Genomic DNA, 18,878 nt, shown 5'->3' with positions numbered 1-18,878 from the left:
GGTTACTCCGCGGGCTGGCTATTGGTCAGGCGCTCAACGGCCCTGACCAGCTCCGCCACGGAGCGCACCTGCATTTTCTCCATCACGCGGCGACGGTGCACCTTAACCGTGATCTCGCTGACGCCCAGCTCGGCGGCAATCTGCTTGTTCAGCATGCCGCTTATCGCCAGCGTGAGCACCTCGTGTTCGCGCGGGGTGAGGGACAGATGGCGCTGCTTCAGGGCGTAGTGCTCTTTATTGCGCGCGGCGTTGTGTTCCGCCAGCTGAAGCGCGGACTCGATGGCGTCGATAAGCGCGGTGGATTCGACGGGCTTGGTGAGAAATTCGTACGCGCCGCCTTTAATGGCGCGCACCGACATCGGGATAGTGCCGTGGCCGGTAAGAAAAATAATCGGGATCTCGCGCCCGCTGTCCTTGAGCGCGTCAGCCACCTCAAAGCCCGAGATGGCGGGCATTTGCATATCGAGGACCACGCACGACGGCAGATCCTCAAAGCGGTGTTGAAGAAACGCTTCTGCCGATGAAAAGCCGACGGCGTTCAGGTCTGCCGAATCCAGCAGCCCGATCACGGACTGCCTGACTGCGTCATCGTCATCTACCACATACACAATGTGTTCCATTCACCGCCCCGGTGCTGATTGACATGTCGAGGATGCAAACAATCCCGACCGTTACGTAAGGGACTGTTTATGCTGACTTTCATCTTAACACATTAACTATCATTATCATTTCACAATATGATAACCGTATGAAGATGAAGTATAGCGATACGTGACCGGGGCGGTTAAGCAACGAAACGCTGATTTTATGCACCCACAAGCTCGATGCGGTTGCCGTCCGGATCCGCGATCACCGCTTCATAGAAGCCGTCCCCGGTCATGCGCGGGGCGCTGAGCAGCGTGCCGTTTGCCTGCGCCCGCTCGGCCATGCTGTCGACCTGTGCTTTGCTGCCGACGTTGATAGCGATATGCGCCCAGCCGATAAACTCCGGGTGCGCAGGGGCACCGGGCAGATCCGGTAGCGTCATCAGCTCGATGGTCGGCCCGTCATCCAGCGTAATAAAGTGTGATTCAAAACCGGGACGATTTTTACTGACGTAGCGTTCGTTACTGCGGCCATTAAAAACCGTTTCCCAGAACTCAACCTGCGCGTTCAGGCTGCGGGTCCAGAGTGCGACATGTGCAATATTCATAATAACCCTCGTTGTTTGTGTTGCGCGGTTGTGCAACATTATGCGCATTGATACTCGATTAGACTTTTACCAGGGACTTCTTATGCTCGATTATGCTGTTTTTCCGGAGCAACGACAAGCCAGGATCCGCCAGATCCTTCAGGAGAGCGGAAGGGTGGTGTGCGCTGAGCTGGCGAGCCAGATGAACGTTTCCGAGCACACCATTCGCCGGGATTTACATGAACTTAGCAAAGAAGGTTATTGTAAAAAGGTCTACGGCGGCGCGGTGCTTCAGCTGCCGGATGCGGGTAATTTTTTCAGCCGCGAACAGAAAATAAGTGCAGAAAAGAACACAATCGCGCAGAAAGCAGCAGCCCTGGTTAAGCCTGGCGGCTGTATTTTTATCGACGCGGGAACGACTAACCTGGCGCTGGCGAAAGCCCTCCCGGCGGACCTCAGCGTCACGGTGGTCACCAACTCCCCGACGATTGCCGCGGAGCTGCTGCATCATCCGCTGTGCGAGGTGATCGTCACCGGCGGGCAGATCCAGCGGACGTCCGGCGGAACGGTTGGCGCCACGGCGGCAAGCCAGATTCAGGGAATTATCTTCGATCAGGCGTTTATCGGCGGCTGCGCGATGGACCCGGAGATGGGGCTTACCGGGTTTGATTTTGCCGACTGTGCGTTCAAAAAGGTTGCGATCGCCCAGAGCAACCAGACCATCGTGGCCCTGACCGCCGACAAGCTTCCCGGCGTGGCGCGCTATGTGGTGGCGAAGAGCCGCGACATCGATGTACTGGTGGTGGCAGAAGGGATTGAAAAGCGCGTTCTCGACGCGTTTGCGGCGCAGGAGGTTCGCATTGTGTGCGCCTGAGGACTTTCACCGGTAAAACAGGCTACACTCTGGTTTTGAGCGCTACAAGCTGAGGAAATAACAATGCACTACACACTGAAAGAAAGCGACAAGGAAAAAGCGGAAGGGTCAAACGGCGCGGGCGCTCTGCAGCAAAAACTGCTGGAGTCCCGTTCGATTGTGATCTCCGGTGAGATCAACCAGGAGCTGGCGCAGAAGGTCATCACCCAGATGATCCTGCTGCAAAGCGTCAGCAACGATCCGATCAAGCTGTACATCAACAGCCAGGGCGGCCACGTGGAAGCGGGCGATACCATCCACGACTTTATCAAATTCATTCGCCCGGAAGTTCACGTCATCGGCACCGGCTGGGTGGCGAGCGCCGGGATCACCATCTTCCTGGCGGCGAAGAAAGAGCACCGCTACTCGCTGCCAAATACCCGCTTTATGATCCACCAGCCGCTGGGCGGCGTGCGCGGTCAGGCAACGGATATTGAGATCGAAGCGCGCGAGATCATCCGCATGCTGGATCGCGTGAACAAGCTGATCGCCGACGCCACCGGCCAGCCGCTGGAAAAAGTGAAAAAAGACACCGACCGCAACTTCTGGATGTCTCCGGCAGAAGCGCTGGACTACGGCATCGTGGGTAAACTGATTACCCATTATGACGAGCTGAAGCTGGATTAAGTTTTCGCGGCGTGTTTGAGTCGGGTGATACCCGACCTACACGCCCTCGTTTGACCCATGACAAGTTCCCCCTCTGCCTTCTTGCCTATAATCGCGCCTGTTTCCCCTCTCACTGGTGCTACCCATGGCGTATCAACTGAACCTGAACTGGCCGGAATTTCTCGAAAAATACTGGCAAAAAAAACCCGTAGTGCTGAAAAATGCCTTCCCGAATTTTGTCGATCCGATTACCCCGGACGAGCTGGCAGGCCTGGCGATGGAGCCGGAAGTCGATAGCCGCCTGGTGAGCCATTTCAACGGCAAGTGGCAGGCCAGCAATGGTCCGTTTGAGCACTTTGACGATCTAGGCGAAACCAGCTGGTCGCTGCTGGCGCAGGCGGTGAACCACTGGCATATGCCCGCGGCGGAGCTGGTGCGTCCGTTCCGCGTCCTGCCGGACTGGCGTCTGGATGACCTGATGATCTCCTTCTCCGTGCCGGGCGGCGGCGTGGGTCCGCATATCGATCAGTACGACGTGTTTATCATTCAGGGCATGGGCAGCCGCCGCTGGCGCGTGGGCGACAAGCTGCCGATGCGTCAGTTCTGCCCGCATCCGGCGCTGCTGCATGTGGATCCGTTTGAGCCGATCATCGACGAAGATCTGGCCCCGGGCGACATCCTCTACATCCCGCCTGGATTCCCGCACGACGGCTTTACCCACGAGACGGCGCTCAACTACTCCGTCGGCTTCCGCGGGCCGAACGGTCGCGATCTGATCAGCAGCTTCGCCGATTACGCGCTGGAAAACGATCTGGGCGGCGAGCACTACAGCGATCCGGATCTGACCTGTCGCGAACACCCGGGCCGCGTGGAGAAGTACGAGCTGGATCGCATTCGTCAGATGATGATCGACATGATCGGCAAGCCTGATGATTTCACAAAATGGTTCGGCAGCTTTGTCTCGACGCCGCGCCACGAGCTGGATATCGCCGCCGCCGAGCCGCCGTACGCGCCGGAAGAGGTGCTGGACGCGCTGCAGGGCGGCGAAACGCTGTCTCGCCTGAGCGGCCTGCGCGTGCTGAACGTTAACGGCAGCTTCTTCATCAACAGCGAACAGCTGGAGACGGTAGACGCGAAGGCGGCGGATGCGCTGTGCCGCTACACCGAACTCGGCCAGGCCGAGCTGGGCGATGCGCTGAATAACCCGGCGTTTGTTGAAGAGCTCACCGGGCTGATTAACCAGGGGTACTGGTACTTCGACGAGTAGTGCGGCACGGTTTTCTCCCTCTCCCTGTGGGAGAGGGTCGGGGTGAGGGCATCAGGCCGCACTAGCCCTCCTCCATCGCAATCACAATCGCTTCGCCCATCTTCTTCAACGCCTCACGATTCTTCTCCGTCGGCGGCAGCGCCACGTTGATCCGCAGGCAGTTGCGGTACTTCCCGGAGGCGGAAAACAGCGACCCGGCCGCGGCCTGGATCTTCAGCCGACACAGCTGCTTGCTGACGCACACCATGTCGACCTTCTCCGGTAGCTCAATCCACAGCAGGAAGCTTCCCTGCGGGCGCGTGACGCAAATCTCTGCCGGAAAATACTGCCGCACCCAGCAGGTGTAGGTTTCCATATTCTGCTGATAAATCTGACGCATACGGCGCACGTGGCGATGATAATGCCCGTCGCGAATAAAGGCCGCCACCGCCATCTGCGTACCCGGCACGTTAAACCCGCCCGCGGCGTATTTCATGTGCATCACCCGGTCGTAATAGCGCCCCGGCACAATCCAGCCGACGCGCAGGCCCGGCGCCACGGTTTTGGTAAACGAACTGCAGAGGATCACGCGACCGTCGATATCCATCGAGTGGATGGTGCGCGGGCGCGGGTACTCCGCCGCCAGCTCGCCGTAAATGTCATCCTCCACGATCACGATATCGTGCCGCTGGGCCAGGGCTAACACCTGCTTTTTCCGCGCTTCCGGCATGATAAACCCGAGCGGGTTATTGCAGTTGGGCACCAGGATCACCGCCTTGATCGGCCACTGCTCCAGCGCCAGCTCCAGCGCCTCGATGCTGATCCCGGTCTCGGGATCGGTAGGAATTTCAATCGCCTTGATGTCAAACCCGCGCAGCATCTGCATGGTGCCGTGAAACGACGGTGACTCCACCGCCACGATGTCCCCCGGTTTACACACCGAGAGCAGGGCGATCGACAGCGCGCCGTGGCAGCCGTTGGTGATGACAATCTCGTTCGCTGCCACGGTCGAGCCGCCGTCCAGCATCAGGCGGGCGATCTGCTCGCGCAGCTCCAGGCGCCCGTCGAGCACGTCATAGCTCAGCATTTCACCCGGATTATGCTGCGCAATGCGGCTCATCTCGCGCCACAGGGGCTTCAGGCTCGGCTGGTTAATATCCGGCGAGCCGCCGCCAAATGAGATCATCTCTTTGTCGGCGCGGGCGTCCAGCAGCATCATCACCTCATCCCACTGGGTGACGTCCACGGGGCGCTGCACCGGGCGCGTCATGGCCGGAACCGGCGGCTGGGCTTTGCGCTGCGAAACAAAATAGCCGGAGCGCGGCTGGGGGGTGATCAGCTGGAGGTTTTCGAGGATCTGATAGGCCTGCTGTATGGTGCTGATACTCACGCCGTGCTCCTGGCTCAGCGTGCGTACCGACGGCAGACGTTCGCCGCTGCGATACAGCCCTTGTTCAATGCGTTCTGCCAGAAGGTTGGCGAGATGTTGATAGCGCGTCATGCTGTATCCTTTGTTTTCACCATACAGATTGTAAAACCAGTACAGATTGCCGTAAAAATTGGCATGCAGATACTGTTTTAGCGGATCTGTATGTTAAACAAAAGGTGTTTTTGAGTCTGTATTGCACGGGTCGATTTCCGGGATGATAACCCCACTGGTACAGTGAGGAGAGCATCATGGAATTCTATGAGAACCGTTCAAAACGTCCGTTCGCCGTGTTTGTCTGGATCGGCAAAACGATCTGCAACTGGTATCGCATCAACCGTACCCGCCGCATTCTGAGCCAGATGAGCGACGAGCAGCTCAAGGACGTTGGGTTGTCGCGGTATGACGTGTGAGGCATTTATCGCCCGGTGGCGCTTCGCTTACCGGGCCTACGGGATCGAGTAGGCCGGGTAAGGCGTAGCCGTCACCCGGCATATAACAAGCGGATTATTCGGCAGATTTTATCGACGTGTTTTCAGCGATGCGGCGCAAATATTCGTTGTTCTTGAACGCAACCATAATCAGTTCGAACATCACTCGGCATCCGACCAGGCTGCATACCATACCGATAAAGCCGGTGACGAGATGGTCGCTGAACATGGTATACACACCGCCTGCAAAAATAAGCAGCATGGCGATCCAGTAAAATAAGACCAGCACGCGTGGTGTTAATAAATAATCAAATCCCAAAATTGATTTCATTTTCTTTTCCTTAGAAATGTAAAAAAGCCATCAGATTATATAGATATTTTAAATCGGTGCTAATTTGGCAGATATCTGATTTCAGAGTAATACTTCAAGCGTCTGCCGCTTCGGTCTTTCCAGCAAATCCAGCGCCTCCTGATACGACCGCACGTTGTTATATCCCATCACCAGCCCGTAGCGTTTGCCCGACCCGCGATACCACTCCGAAAGCGCATTCACCTGCAGCTGCTGTTCCTGCCAGCAGCGCGCCACTTCCCGGTCACCGCTTCCTCTGGTCAGAAACGCCACGATATGCATCCCGCCGTCGTTTTGCTCGGTGAAAAACAGATCGCCATACACCTCGCGCAGGGCGGCAATCATCCAGTCGCGGCGGGTCTGATACAGCGCGCGCATCTTTTTCAAATGACGGAAAAAATGCCCTTCGTTGAGAAACGCGGTGAGGATCTTTTGCGTCAGCACCGGCTGGCCGCTGGTGGTAATGTCCGCGCAGTCGGTAAAGGCCCCGACGGTGCTGGCAGGCATCACCACGTAGCCCATGCGCAGCGACGGCATGATGGTTTTACTGAAGGTGCCCATAAAAATTACCCGGTCGTGCTGGTCGAGGCTTTTCAGCGACGGCAGCACCTTGCGGGTATAGTGAAACTCCCCGTCGTAATCGTCTTCGATAATCCACGCCTCGTTCTGGCTGGCCCAGTCGAGCAGCTGCTGCTTGCGCGGCAGCGAGAGCGTGACCGCCAGCGGGCTCTGGTGCGACGGAGTGACGATGGCAAAACGGGCGTCGCGATGGTGACGGAGCAGGTAGTCCGTGTCGATACCTGATCGGTCAACCGGCACCGTGTGCAGGCGCGGCACGATCCGCTTGAGCAGCTGCTGGCCCATAAAATAGCCCGGATCTTCAAACACCACCTTGTCGCTGCGGCTGGCAAGGGTGTCGAGGATCAGCCGCAGGCTGCCGCTGTAGCCGCTGGTGATCAGCACCTGTTCGGCGCTGCAGGACAGCCCGCGTGAGATATTGAGATAGCTGGCGATGGCCTGGCGCAGAGGATACCAGCCCAGAACGGGCGGGTTGAGCATCTCCTCCTGGCGCATGGCGCGCGTCGCCTGGCCCGCCAGCAGCAGCCATTTTTTATACGGAAAGCTGTCGAGGGCCGGGATGCCGGGGCGCAGAAACCCCGCCCGCTCGCGCTGGCTGATGAGCGATGCCGGAAGCGCGCCGGTGGGCTGTTCCGCAGGGGCATTGTTATCCGGCAACAGTAAATCAGGGTTAACCCGCGTGCCGCGCGCGCCCTGGCTCACCAGATACCCTTCACCCGTCAGAATGGCATACGCCGTTTCGACGGTTTTACGCGCCACCTTCAGCTCTTCCGCCAGCACGCGAATGGCGGGCACCTTATCACCCGGCTTCAGCACGCCGCGCGTGATGTTGTCGCGATAGCGGGAATAAATCTCGTGATAGCCCGGCTTCATGTCCTACCTCGTTTCACGCTTTTTGTATCTTTTTACTATGTCATGAACGGCGTAGATTTGCCTCATCGCATGACACATGCCGCACAAAAAGAGGAAAGACAATGAGCACTCGCGTTAACCACCATAAAGTCACACCTGCCCTCGCCAACGCCCTGTCCGCCCTGAGCATGGAAGTGGCAAAAACCTCCATCGACCCGGCGCTGAAGCACCTGATCGACATTCGCGTGTCGCAGCTGAACGGCTGTACCTTCTGTCTGGATATGCACTCGAAAGAGGCCAAAATCGCCGGCGAGCGCGAGCTGCGCCTGTACCATCTGGCGGCCTGGCGCGAGTCCCCGCTGTTCAGCGCCCGCGAGAAAGCCGCGCTGGCCTTCACCGAAGCGCTGACCCAGATTGGCGTTCATGGGGTAAGCGACGCGCTGTACCGCAGCGTGGCGGAGCACTTCTCGGACGTGGAGATTTCAGAGCTGAACTTCGCCATCGTGGCGATCAACGCCTGGAACCGTCTGGGGATCACCTCCCGCATGGCGCCGGGCTCACTGGATGCGGCTTACGGGCTGAACAAGGCTAACCTGGAATAATCCCGCGCTCGCGGATCGTCGCCACCAGCGCCCGTAACCCTGGCGGAACGTGGCGATGGCCGGGGTAATACAGGCGCAGCCCGGCAAAGGGCTGCGCCCAGTCGTTTAAGACGCTCACCAGTTCTCCACGCTCAAGCTCTTCACGGATATACAGTTCCGGCAAAAATCCCACCCCTAATCCCGCTTTCACGGCGCGGATCGAGGCAAAAAGATCGGACGTCGCAAAGCGCGGCGGCACGGCAAGGGCGTACGTTTCCCCCCGACGCGCCAGCTCCCAGCGGTAGATCCCGCCGTGGGCCATGCGCATGCCGATCCCCTGATGTGAAAGCAGATCGTCCGGCGTCTGCGGAATGCCGTGACGTGCAAAATAGTCCGGCGTGGCGGTGACAAGCTGGCGGATCTCCCCGGTTAGCGGCACGGCAATCATGTCCTGCGGCACGGACTCCTCAAGGCGGATCCCCGCGTCAAAGCCTTCCGCTACGATGTCGATCATTCGCGCTTCGCTGACGGTCTCTACGCGCATCTTCGGGTAGCGGATCATAAAGTCGATCAGCAGCTGGTCCAGAAACAGGGTGCCGATATGGTTCGGCACGTTCAGACGCAGCGTGCCGGTAAGTTCCCTGGTGTCGCTGTGGATCTCCTCGCTGGCGAGACGGATCTCCTGCAGGGCCGGGCCGATACGCGCCACGAAGCGCTGCCCGGCATCGGTAAGCGCCACGCTGCGGGTGGTGCGGTTGAAAAGGCGCGTCTCAAGGCGGCTCTCCAGCCCGGCGATGGCGTTGCTTACCGCCGTGGCGGACATGCCCAGCTCCTGCGCCGCGGCGCGAAAGCTGCCGCGCCGCACTACCGCCATCACCACTTCCAGCTCTGTCAGACCTGAACGATGCATAGATTATCCTGAAAATCGAAACAACCCTTGCAGCATAGCGTGGATTATCGCAACGGAGAAGCCGTGCCAGACTGTGCTCACACAGCCTGAGGAGGTTTATATGCACACCATCGAACAGATCTTTATTAACGGCGAATTTGTTACCCCGCACGGCACAGAGTGGTTTGATTTATACAACCCGGCGACGGCGCGGGTTATCGGCCAGGTTCGTCTGGCGGATGAGGTTGACGCAGAGCGCGCCATTGCGGCGGCAAAAGCGGCGTTTCCGGCGTGGTCGCAGACAACAAAGCAGGAACGCATCGCGGCGCTAAAACGTATGCACGCCGCCGTGGCCGCTCGCCACGACGATCTGCTCGACGCGATCGTTGAAGAGTACGGCGCGCCCGCCTCGCGCTCGGCGTGGATGGCCAGCTATCCGGCGGAGGTGATTGCTCAGGCCATTGAGGCGCTGGAGGCGTTCGCATTCGTCACCCCCGCAGGCGCGGCAACGGTGCAGATGACGCCGCTTGGGGTGGCCGGGCTTATCACGCCGTGGAACAGCGACGCGGGGTTTATCTGCGGCAAGCTGGCGGCCGCGCTGGCGGCGGGCTGTACGGCAGTCATCAAGCCGAGCGAAATGAGCGCCCTGCAAACACAGATTGTCACCGAAGCGCTGCGCGATGCCGCGCTGCCGCCGGGCGTGTTTAACATCGTCACAGGGCGCGGCGAGACGGTAGGTGAGACCATCAGCCGCCATCCGGACGTGGCAAAAATCTCGTTTACCGGCTCCACGAATACCGGCAAAGCGATCCTGCGCAACGCGGCGGAGAGCTTTAAGCGCGTGACCCTGGAGCTAGGCGGCAAATCGCCGACGATCCTGCTGGATGATGTGGATCTGGCGCTGGCGATCCCGCTGGTGATTCAGGCCGGGTTTATGAACAGCGGGCAGGCGTGCGTGGCCGGGACGCGCATTCTGGTGCCGCAGGCGCGTAAGGCGGAGATCGAAACCGCGCTGGCGCAGGCCGTGGCGGCGGTGAAATCCGGCGACCCGCGCGATAGCGCGACGGACGTCGGCCCGATGGTCAGCGAAAAGCAGTGGCAGCGGGTGCAGGGCTATATCCGTAAAGGCATCGAAGAGGGGGCGCGTCTGCTGGCGGGTGGTGAAGGGAGACCGGACGGGACGCAAGACGGCTGGTTTGTGCGCCCGACGCTGTTTGCCGACGTGAACAGCCGGATGACCATTGCCCGCGACGAGATATTCGGCCCGGTGCTGTGCGTAATCCCTTATCAGGACGAAGCGGAGGCGATCGCCATTGCCAACGACACAGAATACGGACTGAGCGCGATGGTGCTGGGCGGCGATGCGGACCGCGCGCGCCGCGTGGCGCAGCAGATTGTTTCCGGTCGCGTGCTGGTGAACACGCTTGCCCATGAACCGAAAGCGCCGTTCGGCGGGTTTAAGCACTCCGGCGTGGGGCGCGAGATGGGCGAGTGGGGGATTCGGGCGTTTATGGAGCCGAGGTCGATTCTGGGTTAAAACCGCTGAAGGTAAAGTACGCCCCGCTAGCCGGGGCGTTACGTGCTTGATCACTCTTCAAACACGCTCTCAAAGGTTTTCGTCGGTAAGAACAGCGTGAATTCATTCTCGGCCAGGAGCGGTATGAACCCCATTTTGAGGTAAAACTCTTTGGCTTTATGGTTGAGTGCTTCAACAAACAGACCGTGAATGCCGACGGCAAACGAGGCCAAATAAACGGTCTTCATGGCATGAATAACGAGTAATTCTCCATAGCCTTGCCCCTGAATACGTTTATCAATCGCCAGGCGGCCAAGGGTGACGCTCGGCACATTTTTATATGGAATACGTTTTTGCTGAGTTTTTGAGGGCAGGTAAGCCTTTTCAAAACAGCTTCCGGAGAGCGTGTAATAGCCCAGAATACGCGGTTTTGGCTCTCGTGTGGTGAGGACATAGCCCCGCAAAAACTTTCCACGATGCTGGCGTTTCAGGTGCTCCGTCAGAAAGGTATTAAGGCTCTCTTCTCCGCAGTCGAACTGGCTTAGGTCGTACTCAACGTCTTCTGAAAAAATCCCTATCTTCACGTCGTTCACGTTTTACTCCATATCCAGGAGACGCTTAGCCGCTCGCTTCAGGCGGTCATTTGGCGCAGGCGGATTGCTGATGGCGTCCATCACCGTATTCCAGGATGCTTCGCTAAGGACCAGGCGGCGGTGCTGGTCAATTACCTCTGCTGCGCGTTCAGAGGCTGTGCTGACCATGAATTGTGAAATCGACTGGTTTGTCATTGCCGCCGCTTCTTCGATCATGTTTTTGTCATCTTCGGTTAACCGGAGATCGATGCGCTGTTTCTTCAGTGCTGACATGGTTTCATTCTCAATCTTTATCCGGGCTTAACGCCTCGTTTTACAGGTAACACTAATGTACGGCATTTATCCGTACATTAATCATAAGTGCGTCCTCACCGGAATTCAACGAGAAGTTGAGCGCAGCGCCATCCGGCACAACACTTCGCTCCTTACCGAAGCATTGTGCTTTTCCATCCTGCATTCTCCCCTCATCCCCACAACGGAGAGACACCCATGATTGCAGTCATTTTCGAAGCCCAAGCGGAGCCCGCGCATCAGGCCCGCTACCTGCAGCTCGCTGCCGAACTCAAGCCTTTGCTGGCGGATATCGACGGCTTTATTGATATCGAACGGTTCCAGAGCCTGACCACCGACGGCAAAATCCTTTCCCTTTCCTGGTGGCGGGATGAAGAGGCCGTCCGCCGCTGGAAGCAGAACGTCTTCCATCAGGCCGCGCAGGCCGAAGGGCGGGAGTCGATTTTTTCTTTTTACCGTATTCGGGTGGCGCAGCTGGTGCGAGAATACAGTTCCGAAACCGGAGGGCACGCGGATGTATGACGTTCACCTCATTCTGCCGACGGATAATGATAAGCTGGCCGCAGAGATCACCGAACCCTGGGCGACATATGTTAAAAACGAGCCTACCTCCTGATAACAGCGCGGCGCTGGAACAGGCCGTTGCGGCTGTGGCGGCGGCAATGGCCGATCCGTCGCGCGTGAAGATGCTGTGCGCGCTGATGGACGGCCGGGCGTGGACCGCTACCGAGCTGAGCGCGGCGGCAGACGTTGCGCCGTCGACCGCCAGCGGACATCTCGCCCGGCTGGTGGAAGGAAAGCTGATTACCTGCCTGTCTCAGGGGCGGCATCGCTACTATCGCCTGGCGGGGCACGACGTGGCGGCGCTGGTCGAGCAGATGATGGGGCTCTCCTGGAGCCGCATCACCCCGCCGGAAACCACCGCGCCGAAAGCCATGCGCGAAGCGCGAACCTGCTACGACCATCTTGCCGGAACGGTCGCGGTCCAAATCTATGATTTCATGCAGGCGGAAGCGTGGCTGGAGGCAGACGGTTCAGCGCTCACGCCGTATGGCCGCGAGCAGTTTCTGAAGCTTGGTGTTCCGCTAAATCCTAATACCCGTCGCAAGGCCTGCTGCGCCTGCCTGGACTGGAGCGAGCGGCGCTTTCATCTTGGCGGTGAGGAGGGCGCGGCGCTGTTGATTTATCTGGAAAGCAAAGGGTGGATCCAGCGCGTGGCGGGGTACAGGGAGGTGGTGGTGACGGCTTCCGGGAAAAGTGCCGTCAGGAAGCATTTTAGCCGCTAAACTCTGCTGCGGGCTGGTGCCCTCACCCCGACCCTCTTCCACGGGGAGAGGGAGAACATCGTTTCGCAATTCCTGCGCTTTTACCTCTCGTTTCTTGATACTTACCCTGATAACTATTATCTTGACCGCGTGTGACGAGAGGTTTCCCCCATGAGTGAAGAAGAACTGTTCAGCCGCAGGCCGATGGGTATGCGGATGGCGATGATCGTGCGCCAGTGGCGTGCCGTCATCGACGATGCCATTCTCGATACCGGGTTAACCCAGTCGAGCTGGACGGTGATGATGCAGCTTCATCAGCTCGGGGATAACGTCTCCATGAGTGAGCTGGCGGAGGTGCAGGGCATTGAACTGCCGCCGCTGATGCGCACCCTGACACAGCTGGAAAAGCAGGGTTACCTGCTGCGCGCGGTATCGCCTTATGACAAGCGTATCCGGCTTCTGACGCTGACGCCTGAGGGAAAAGCCATATTAAAACGGCTCACTCAGGTGATTGAGACCTATCAGGCGCGCGTATCGCAAAACATCGCGCCGGAACATATCGACATTTTCAGCGCCACGTTGAATCAAATCGCCTGCAATTTGCGGACAATCCGCGAAGAAGATAACAAGACCGAAAAATAATGACTCCTGAACAAAAGTTTGCCCGCTGGGTAAGGGTGAGTATTGCCTCTTTCCTGCTGATGTTTGTCTACTTTATCGTCGCGGATATCTGGATCCCGCTGACGCCGGACTCCACCGTGATGCGCGTGGTGACGCCGGTTTCTCCGCGCGTCTCCGGGTATGTGGCGGCGGTACACGTCCACAACAACAGCCAGGTGAAGAAAGGCGATCTGCTGTTTGAGCTCGACGACACGCCGTTTCGCAATAAGGTGGAAGCGGCGCAAATCGCGCTTGAGCAGGCCCGCCTGTCTAACGACCAGCTGGATGCGCAGATCGCCGCCGCGCAGGCCAGCCTGAAAACCGCCGTGCTGACCGCGCGTAACGACAAAGTGACCTTCGACCGCTACCAGAAGCTGAGCACGCTGCAGAACGTCTCGCAGGCGGATCTGGATAAGGTCCGCACCACCTGGCAGAGCAGTGAGCAGTCCGTCAGCTCCATCCAGGCCAATATTCATAACCTGCGTATTCAGCGCGGCGAGCGGGACGAGCACCGCAACGTGACGCTGCAAAAATACCGCAACGCGCTGGATGAAGCGGAACTCAACCTCGGCTGGACGAAGGTCTACGCCCAGGCGGACGGCACGGTCAGTAACCTGCAGTTAAGCCCGGGCTTTTACGCTTCGTCCGGCTCAGCCGCGCTGGCGCTGGTGAACAACCAGACCGATATCGTCGCCGATTTCCGCGAGAAGAGCCTGCGCCACACCCATCAGGGCACCGACGCCGCCGTGGTGTTCGACGCCTTCCCGGGGCACGTTTTCCGCGCCCACGTGACCAGCAGCGATGCGGGGATACTGGCGGGTCAGGAGGCCGTGAACGGTCAGCTGTCCGAACCGGAAACCTCCAACCGCTGGGTGCGCGATGCCCAACGCATGCGTATTCACGTCGCGCTGGACGAAGAATTGCCGAAGCATTTGCCGACCGGCGCACGCGCCACCGTGCAGCTCTACAACAGCGAGGGGCCGTTTGCGCGCTTCTTCTCCGGGATGCAGATCCACCTGGTGAGCCTGCTTCACTATGTTTATTAGTTCGATGTCTATTAGCACCCTGGCGCGGGTCTTTACCCCGCACGGCAACATCGTCTATACGGCAAACGACTTTCGCCAGACCCTGCGCATCGTCTTTGCCGGGATGATTGCGCTGAGCATCTCCAGCTTTTACAACACCAGCTACGGCGTGTTTTTTGTGGTCTATCCGATCATGCTGCTGTCGCTGGTGCCGGTCTTTAACCGCCACGTGGCGAAGCAGTTTATTTTCAGCGCTGCGCTAAACTGTGTCGAAATGATCTTCATTATCGGCTATCTGTCGCAATGGCCGGTCATCATGACGCTGGTGGTGTTTGCCCTGTACGTGATGCGCTTTCGCTTTATGAGTAAGGGGCCGCTGTTCCTGTTTGGCTCAATGGGCGTGGTGTGCCAGAGCGTGATGCTCAACTTTATGAGCTACCCCACCACCAACTGGCACACGCTGCTGTTTTCCAACATCGAAGCGAGCGTGATGGCGGTGTGCCTGAGCGCGCTGATGAACTACCTCCTGCCGGACGTCGAGCCCCGCAAGCCGCCGCCGCTGATTGAGAAAAACGATGCCCGTGTGCGCCACGAGTCGCTGCTCTCGGGCACCGTCGCGACGCTGATATTCGTGGTGTTCCAGATTAGCGACTTAAGCGATTCGCTTTCGGCGCTGATGGCGGGGATTTTGATTCTGTTCCCGATGCACTATCGCGGTTCGGTGATGAGCTCTATCTGGCGCGTGGTCGGGGTAGTGCTGGGCTGCCTCTATATTCTGGTGGTGCAGCTGATCCTCTACGATCACAGCAGCCATATGCTGCTGATGATGCCGCTGATCGGCCTCGGGCTGGCGTTTGGCGCGCGCCTGCACGTGATGGAAAAGGTGGGCGCGGGCGTGGGGTTCTCCAGCATCACGACCATCGGCATTATGTTCGGGCAGAACATGCACCCGGACACTGACCTGGTGTTCAGCGATCTCTACCGCATCACCTCCGTCACCTTTTCGCTGGTCGCAACGCTGACGATGGTATTTCTGGTACACCTAATCCTCAACCGCTTTGAGGCGACGCGCTACGTCATCACGCCGCCCAAAGTAGATTAATGCCCCAGCACGGCAGGCAGCTGCGAGAGTAAAAACAGGATCAGGCCAATCGTCCCGCCGACCAGCGTGCCGTTGACGCGGATGAACTGCAGATCTTTACCGATGTTAAGCTCAATCTGGCGGGACATGTCTTTAGCGTCCCAGCTTTTGACCGTGTCGCTGATGTGGCGGGTCAGAAACGCCGCGAAATCCGGTGCGAGGCGGTGCGCGGCCTGCTCCAGATGCTCGTTCAGCGACGCCCGCAGGCTGGCGTCGTTAGACAGCGTTTCGCCAAACCACAGCCCGGCGTTGGCGATGCGTTGCTTCACGCGCGAATCCTCGCTTTGCATATCCGCTTTCAGCCACTGGCGCAGGTCAGCCCACATCTCACCCAGATAGCGGTTAAACGCCTCATCGTTTTTCAGGTAGTGCTTGATGTTGTCGGCTTTCGCCGCCATCTCCGGATCGTTTTTCAGGTTGTCGATAAGCTTCAGAGTGGCGCGGTCGAACGCCTGGCGGATCTGGTGCGTGCGGTCGTGGCTGATATCGTCCAGCAGCGTGTTCACCGCGTTCGACACCATCTCCGCGCTTTGATCGCCCAGCCACTCGGTGGGCAGCACCATCGCCTTGCGCGGGTGTTCGGTCTTCAGCCAGTGGACAATCTGATCGGCAATAAAGTCCCGCGTGCTCTCCCGCTGAATCAGGGTAATCAGGCGGTTGATGATGGCGTCCAGCAGCACCTGGTGGCGGTTGTTTTTGGTCATGCTCTCCAGCATCACGGCGCTGGTTTCGGTGAAGTCGACCTTGTCGATGGCCTTATGCACCGCCCGTTTGAGCAGGCGCTGAATGCGCCCGTCGTCGGTCAGTTCGAGAAAACCGCTCATCACCTGCATCAAATGTAGCCCGACGCGCTGGGCGTTGTCGGGCTTGCTGAACCAGGCACCAATCATTTGCGCGGGCTCATAGCGGCGGATCAACGCCACCAGCGACTGAGTATCAAGAAACTTCTCCTGCACAAACTGGCCAAGATTGTCGCCGATCCGGTCTTTATTGCGCGGGATGATCGCCGTATGGCGGGAGATAAAGGGAATGGGCACCCGGCGGAACAGCGCGACCACGGCGAACCAGTCTGCCAGCGCGCCGACCATCGCCGCCTCGGCAATGGCCTTTACGCCGCGCACCCAGAAGGTCTGCGGCAGGAACAGGGTGGTGATAAACGCCGCGGCGGCAACCAGCAGCAGCGACAGCGCCAACAGCTTGGCGCGTTTGAGTTCAGCTATTTTTTCCATGGGTTAAGGATAGAGGGAAGCGGGGGGAAAGTGCAAAGAAGGAGAAGGACCTTCGCGTTTCAGCTTCTGGAATGCGCCTTCAGAAAATGAAATTGAACGATGTCGACCGGTTCAATTTACGAACGTTTTGTATATGCTTTTTTGTATATACAATAAGGGAAGGGTACACTATGCCAACGGAGTTTGAATGGGATACCAACAAAGCGAAAAGTAATCTCATTAAGCATGGGATCCGCTTTGAAGAGGCTGTTCTGGTTTTTGACGATCCTTACCATTTATCTCTGCAGGATCGTCATGAAAATGGAGAGTTCCGTTGGCAGACCATTGGCCTTGTACATGGTCTAATTGTCATTATGGTCGCACACACGGTACGTTTTGAAAGTGGTGACGAAGTCATTCGAATCATTAGCGCACGAAAGGCGGACCGTAAAGAGAGGAGCCGTTATGAGCATGGTTAAACATAAACGCGGTAGTGCGCCTGAGGTTAGTGCTCGTCGTGAGGCTGAGCTCAAAGCACTCGCCGAAAAATCGGAAGCAGAGATTGATTACAGCGATATCCCTGCCACGGGGGATGAACAGTGGTCAGGGGCGGTGCGAGGGAAGTTCTATCGGCCACTCAAAACTCAGGCATCTGTACGTATCGACGCTGACGTGATGGAGTGGCTTAAACGGCCTGGAAAAGGTTATCAGACGAGGCTCAATGCCATTTTGCGTGAAGCAATGCTGCGCGATCAAAATAAAAAATAAGCAACGGGCGGCGTCAGGCTGCCCGCTATCTCAGCGTATAATTTCCAGTAGCCGCCACAGCACCCATCCCCCAAACCCCATCAGCACCACCCCTGCCGTGCGCTCAATCCACCACAGTGAACGGCTAAGCTTCTGCTGAATCGCCGATAGCCCCATCAGCGATACCAGCGCCAGATCCCACACCAGCACCACCATCACCATCCAGACGCCGCAGGTCGCCTGCTGAAGCAGCGTCACGTCCGGCCCCAGCAATGCCGTCATCAGCGCCAGATAAAACAGCGCGTTCTTCGGGTTTAACAGCGCCGAACCGAGCCCCAGCAGGATCTGCTTGCGAAGCGAAGGTAAGCGCTGGTGGGTTTCATTCAGCGTCAGAGTCTGAGATCGGCTGCGCACCAGATGCGAGCCGATCCACAGCAGGTACAGCGCCCCGCAAAGCTCGATAAGCGTAAACAGCCACGTAAACTGGCGCAGCGCGCTCCAGCCGATAATCACCAGCAGGATGTAGAGCCCGTTACCCGCAGCGATGCCGAGGCACAGCCCGGCGCTGCCGCGCACTCGATAGCGCGCGGCGTAGCCCACCAGCAGGAAAAAATCCGGGCCCGGGCTTAGCAGGGCAACAAAATGCGCCAGCGCCAGGGCGAGAAAAGCGGAAGGAAATAACAGTTCCATAGCGACCTCGGTTAATAATCCGAGGCCAGAGTACGGCGCTGCAGAACCTATTTATTGTCTGATATTGATCGGCCCATGGCGTACTGGCGCGGCGTGGCGGCGGTATAGCTGACGAAGGTCTTATGAAAGTGGCTCTGGTCTGCAAAGCCGCTCTGGTAGCCGACGTCGGCAATATCATCTCCAGCGCGCAGCCGCGCCTTGGCGTACTCCACGCGGGAAATGCTGAGGAAGCTGCCCGGCGTCAGGCCGGTGTCCTGCTTGAAGGTGCGAATCAGCGTCTCCTTGCGCAGCGAGAAGCGTTGGGCAAGCTCGTCGAGGGAAGGCGGGCAGGTGAGATCGGAAAGAAATGCCTCCTGAACCTGCTGGCTGGTTGAGCGAAGCGCGTCTGCGCTATCCGCACCGTGGGGAAGGGCAGAAAGCAGTGCGTCCACGGACGCTGGAGACATTGTCTTGACGACGTCCAGGTAGTGGGCAAACAGGTCAGGGCTACGAATCACCTGTAGCGCCAGAGGAAGCTCGGTGTCGATGTAGAGCATATGGTAGCTGCGCGGATTCCCGGCGACGGGGTTGCAGCTGTGCGGCGCACAGGCCGGGATCACGATGAGGTATGAACCGGAAACATGGGTAACACTTTAGACCGGATACATGGGTAACAGTTATAACTGGCATAGAAGAGGAGACTCGCTATGCCCTGGACTG

The 18,878-nt window shown here is 58.5% G+C and carries 23 protein-coding genes and 1 pseudogene; 13 read left to right on the top strand and 11 right to left on the bottom strand.

All coding sequences use genetic code 11. The features are described from left to right. Positions 1 to 2 precede the first annotated feature (2 nt). Positions 3 to 620 carry a response regulator transcription factor gene (locus KIF87_RS13185; RefSeq protein WP_213328963.1) on the bottom strand — a complete coding sequence of 206 codons (618 nt, stop codon included), beginning with the start codon at positions 618 to 620 and terminating at the stop codon, positions 3 to 5. A 185-nt stretch (positions 621 to 805) separates the two neighbouring features. Continuing rightward, entirely contained in the window at positions 806 to 1,192 is a 387-nt protein-coding gene (locus tag KIF87_RS13180) for a VOC family protein (protein ID WP_213328962.1), read from the bottom strand. Between the two features lie 82 nt (positions 1,193 to 1,274). Here KIF87_RS13180 and KIF87_RS13175 point away from each other — a divergent pair, with 82 nt between their 5' ends. The 3 genes from KIF87_RS13175 (at position 1,275) to KIF87_RS13165 (ending at position 3,957) form a co-directional block, all read left to right on the top strand. Then, positions 1,275 to 2,045, top strand: a complete 771-nt coding sequence (locus KIF87_RS13175) for a DeoR/GlpR family DNA-binding transcription regulator (protein WP_213328961.1) — start codon at positions 1,275 to 1,277, stop codon at positions 2,043 to 2,045. Positions 2,046 to 2,108: 63 nt separating this feature from the next. Continuing rightward, positions 2,109 to 2,711, top strand: coding sequence for an ATP-dependent Clp protease proteolytic subunit (locus KIF87_RS13170; RefSeq protein WP_024909504.1), 603 nt, complete (start codon positions 2,109 to 2,111; stop codon positions 2,709 to 2,711). Positions 2,712 to 2,835: 124 nt separating this feature from the next. Continuing rightward, positions 2,836 to 3,957, top strand: coding sequence for a ribosomal protein uL16 3-hydroxylase (locus tag KIF87_RS13165; protein WP_213328960.1), 1,122 nt, complete (start codon positions 2,836 to 2,838; stop codon positions 3,955 to 3,957). Positions 3,958 to 4,018: 61 nt separating this feature from the next. Here the strand turns inward: KIF87_RS13165 and KIF87_RS13160 are convergent, their stop codons facing one another. After that, entirely contained in the window at positions 4,019 to 5,437 is a 1,419-nt protein-coding gene (locus tag KIF87_RS13160; RefSeq protein WP_047646554.1) for an aminotransferase-like domain-containing protein, read from the bottom strand. A gap of 176 nt (positions 5,438 to 5,613) precedes the next feature. Here KIF87_RS13160 and KIF87_RS13155 point away from each other — a divergent pair, with 176 nt between their 5' ends. Continuing rightward, positions 5,614 to 5,775, top strand: a complete 162-nt coding sequence (locus KIF87_RS13155; protein WP_213328959.1) for a DUF1127 domain-containing protein — start codon at positions 5,614 to 5,616, stop codon at positions 5,773 to 5,775. Positions 5,776 to 5,869: 94 nt separating this feature from the next. Here the strand turns inward: KIF87_RS13155 and KIF87_RS13150 are convergent, their stop codons facing one another. Both KIF87_RS13150 and pdxR read right to left on the bottom strand, forming a co-directional pair. After that, positions 5,870 to 6,124, bottom strand: coding sequence for a DUF4282 domain-containing protein (locus KIF87_RS13150; protein WP_213328958.1), 255 nt, complete (start codon positions 6,122 to 6,124; stop codon positions 5,870 to 5,872). A gap of 81 nt (positions 6,125 to 6,205) precedes the next feature. Further along, positions 6,206 to 7,594 carry a MocR-like pyridoxine biosynthesis transcription factor PdxR gene (gene pdxR / locus KIF87_RS13145; protein ID WP_213328957.1) on the bottom strand — a complete coding sequence of 463 codons (1,389 nt, stop codon included), beginning with the start codon at positions 7,592 to 7,594 and terminating at the stop codon, positions 6,206 to 6,208. 101 nt (positions 7,595 to 7,695) lie between these two features. Between pdxR and KIF87_RS13140 the strand changes: the two genes are divergently transcribed. After that, positions 7,696 to 8,175, top strand: coding sequence for a carboxymuconolactone decarboxylase family protein (locus KIF87_RS13140; RefSeq protein ID WP_014882392.1), 480 nt, complete (start codon positions 7,696 to 7,698; stop codon positions 8,173 to 8,175). Here the strand turns inward: KIF87_RS13140 and KIF87_RS13135 are convergent. Next, positions 8,162 to 9,064 (bottom strand): LysR family transcriptional regulator, encoded by a 903-nt coding sequence (locus KIF87_RS13135; protein WP_213328956.1) that lies wholly within the window; start codon positions 9,062 to 9,064, stop codon positions 8,162 to 8,164. The genes KIF87_RS13140 and KIF87_RS13135 overlap by 14 nt on opposite strands. A gap of 100 nt (positions 9,065 to 9,164) precedes the next feature. Between KIF87_RS13135 and KIF87_RS13130 the strand changes: the two genes are divergently transcribed. Next, positions 9,165 to 10,580: an aldehyde dehydrogenase family protein gene (locus KIF87_RS13130; protein ID WP_213328955.1), complete on the top strand. Its 1,416-nt coding sequence runs from the start codon at positions 9,165 to 9,167 to the stop codon at positions 10,578 to 10,580. Positions 10,581 to 10,630: 50 nt separating this feature from the next. Here the strand turns inward: KIF87_RS13130 and KIF87_RS13125 are convergent, their stop codons facing one another. Then, a complete protein-coding gene (locus KIF87_RS13125; protein ID WP_213328954.1) occupies positions 10,631 to 11,152 on the bottom strand; it encodes a GNAT family N-acetyltransferase in 522 nt (173 codons plus the stop codon). Positions 11,153 to 11,155: 3 nt separating this feature from the next. Further along, complete coding sequence (locus KIF87_RS13120; protein WP_063143245.1) at positions 11,156 to 11,425, bottom strand: type II toxin-antitoxin system TacA family antitoxin; 270 nt, start codon at positions 11,423 to 11,425, stop codon at positions 11,156 to 11,158. A 216-nt stretch (positions 11,426 to 11,641) separates the two neighbouring features. Here KIF87_RS13120 and KIF87_RS13115 point away from each other — a divergent pair, with 216 nt between their 5' ends. The 5 genes from KIF87_RS13115 to KIF87_RS13095 all read left to right on the top strand — a co-directional run bounded on the left by KIF87_RS13115 (position 11,642) and on the right by KIF87_RS13095 (position 15,495). Continuing rightward, positions 11,642 to 11,965, top strand: a complete 324-nt coding sequence (locus KIF87_RS13115) for an antibiotic biosynthesis monooxygenase family protein (RefSeq protein ID WP_213328953.1) — start codon at positions 11,642 to 11,644, stop codon at positions 11,963 to 11,965. Between the two features lie 68 nt (positions 11,966 to 12,033). Further along, the gene (locus tag KIF87_RS13110; RefSeq protein WP_213328952.1) at positions 12,034 to 12,729 is read left to right on the top strand and encodes an ArsR/SmtB family transcription factor; all 696 of its coding nucleotides are present in this window, start codon (positions 12,034 to 12,036) and stop codon (positions 12,727 to 12,729) included. 150 nt (positions 12,730 to 12,879) lie between these two features. Beyond that, positions 12,880 to 13,350, top strand: coding sequence for a MarR family winged helix-turn-helix transcriptional regulator (locus KIF87_RS13105; protein WP_213328951.1), 471 nt, complete (start codon positions 12,880 to 12,882; stop codon positions 13,348 to 13,350). After that, a complete protein-coding gene (locus KIF87_RS13100; RefSeq protein WP_029739339.1) occupies positions 13,347 to 14,414 on the top strand; it encodes an HlyD family secretion protein in 1,068 nt (355 codons plus the stop codon). Before KIF87_RS13105 ends, KIF87_RS13100 begins: the two co-directional genes overlap by 4 nt. Before the next feature lie 4 nt (positions 14,415 to 14,418). Further along, positions 14,419 to 15,495, top strand: coding sequence for a DUF2955 domain-containing protein (locus tag KIF87_RS13095; protein WP_213328950.1), 1,077 nt, complete (start codon positions 14,419 to 14,421; stop codon positions 15,493 to 15,495). Here KIF87_RS13095 and KIF87_RS13090 read toward each other — a convergent pair. Beyond that, positions 15,492 to 16,763 (bottom strand): DUF445 domain-containing protein, encoded by a 1,272-nt coding sequence (locus tag KIF87_RS13090; RefSeq protein WP_032660921.1) that lies wholly within the window; start codon positions 16,761 to 16,763, stop codon positions 15,492 to 15,494. The genes KIF87_RS13095 and KIF87_RS13090 overlap by 4 nt on opposite strands. 170 nt (positions 16,764 to 16,933) lie before the next feature. On the opposite strand from KIF87_RS13090, the gene KIF87_RS13085 reads away from it, so the two are divergent. Both KIF87_RS13085 and KIF87_RS13080 read left to right on the top strand, forming a co-directional pair. Further along, positions 16,934 to 17,221 (top strand): BrnT family toxin, encoded by a 288-nt coding sequence (locus KIF87_RS13085; protein WP_010427219.1) that lies wholly within the window; start codon positions 16,934 to 16,936, stop codon positions 17,219 to 17,221. After that, a complete protein-coding gene (locus tag KIF87_RS13080; RefSeq protein WP_116342305.1) occupies positions 17,208 to 17,510 on the top strand; it encodes a BrnA antitoxin family protein in 303 nt (100 codons plus the stop codon). Before KIF87_RS13085 ends, KIF87_RS13080 begins: the two co-directional genes overlap by 14 nt. Before the next feature lie 30 nt (positions 17,511 to 17,540). Here KIF87_RS13080 and KIF87_RS13075 read toward each other — a convergent pair whose 3' ends face one another. Beyond that, positions 17,541 to 18,179, bottom strand: a complete 639-nt coding sequence (locus KIF87_RS13075; protein WP_213328949.1) for a LysE family translocator — start codon at positions 18,177 to 18,179, stop codon at positions 17,541 to 17,543. Positions 18,180 to 18,226: 47 nt separating this feature from the next. Next, positions 18,227 to 18,784, bottom strand: a pseudogene (locus KIF87_RS13070) (helix-turn-helix transcriptional regulator); the annotation flags it as partial. Positions 18,785 to 18,878: the final 94 nt, after the last annotated feature.

The organism is Enterobacter sp. 120016, from assembly GCF_018383635.1.
In the GTDB taxonomy this organism is placed as follows: domain Bacteria; phylum Pseudomonadota; class Gammaproteobacteria; order Enterobacterales; family Enterobacteriaceae; genus Enterobacter; species Enterobacter asburiae_D.
Note: the sequence above shows the minus strand (reverse complement) of the source record. Positions and strands in the feature narration are given on the sequence as shown.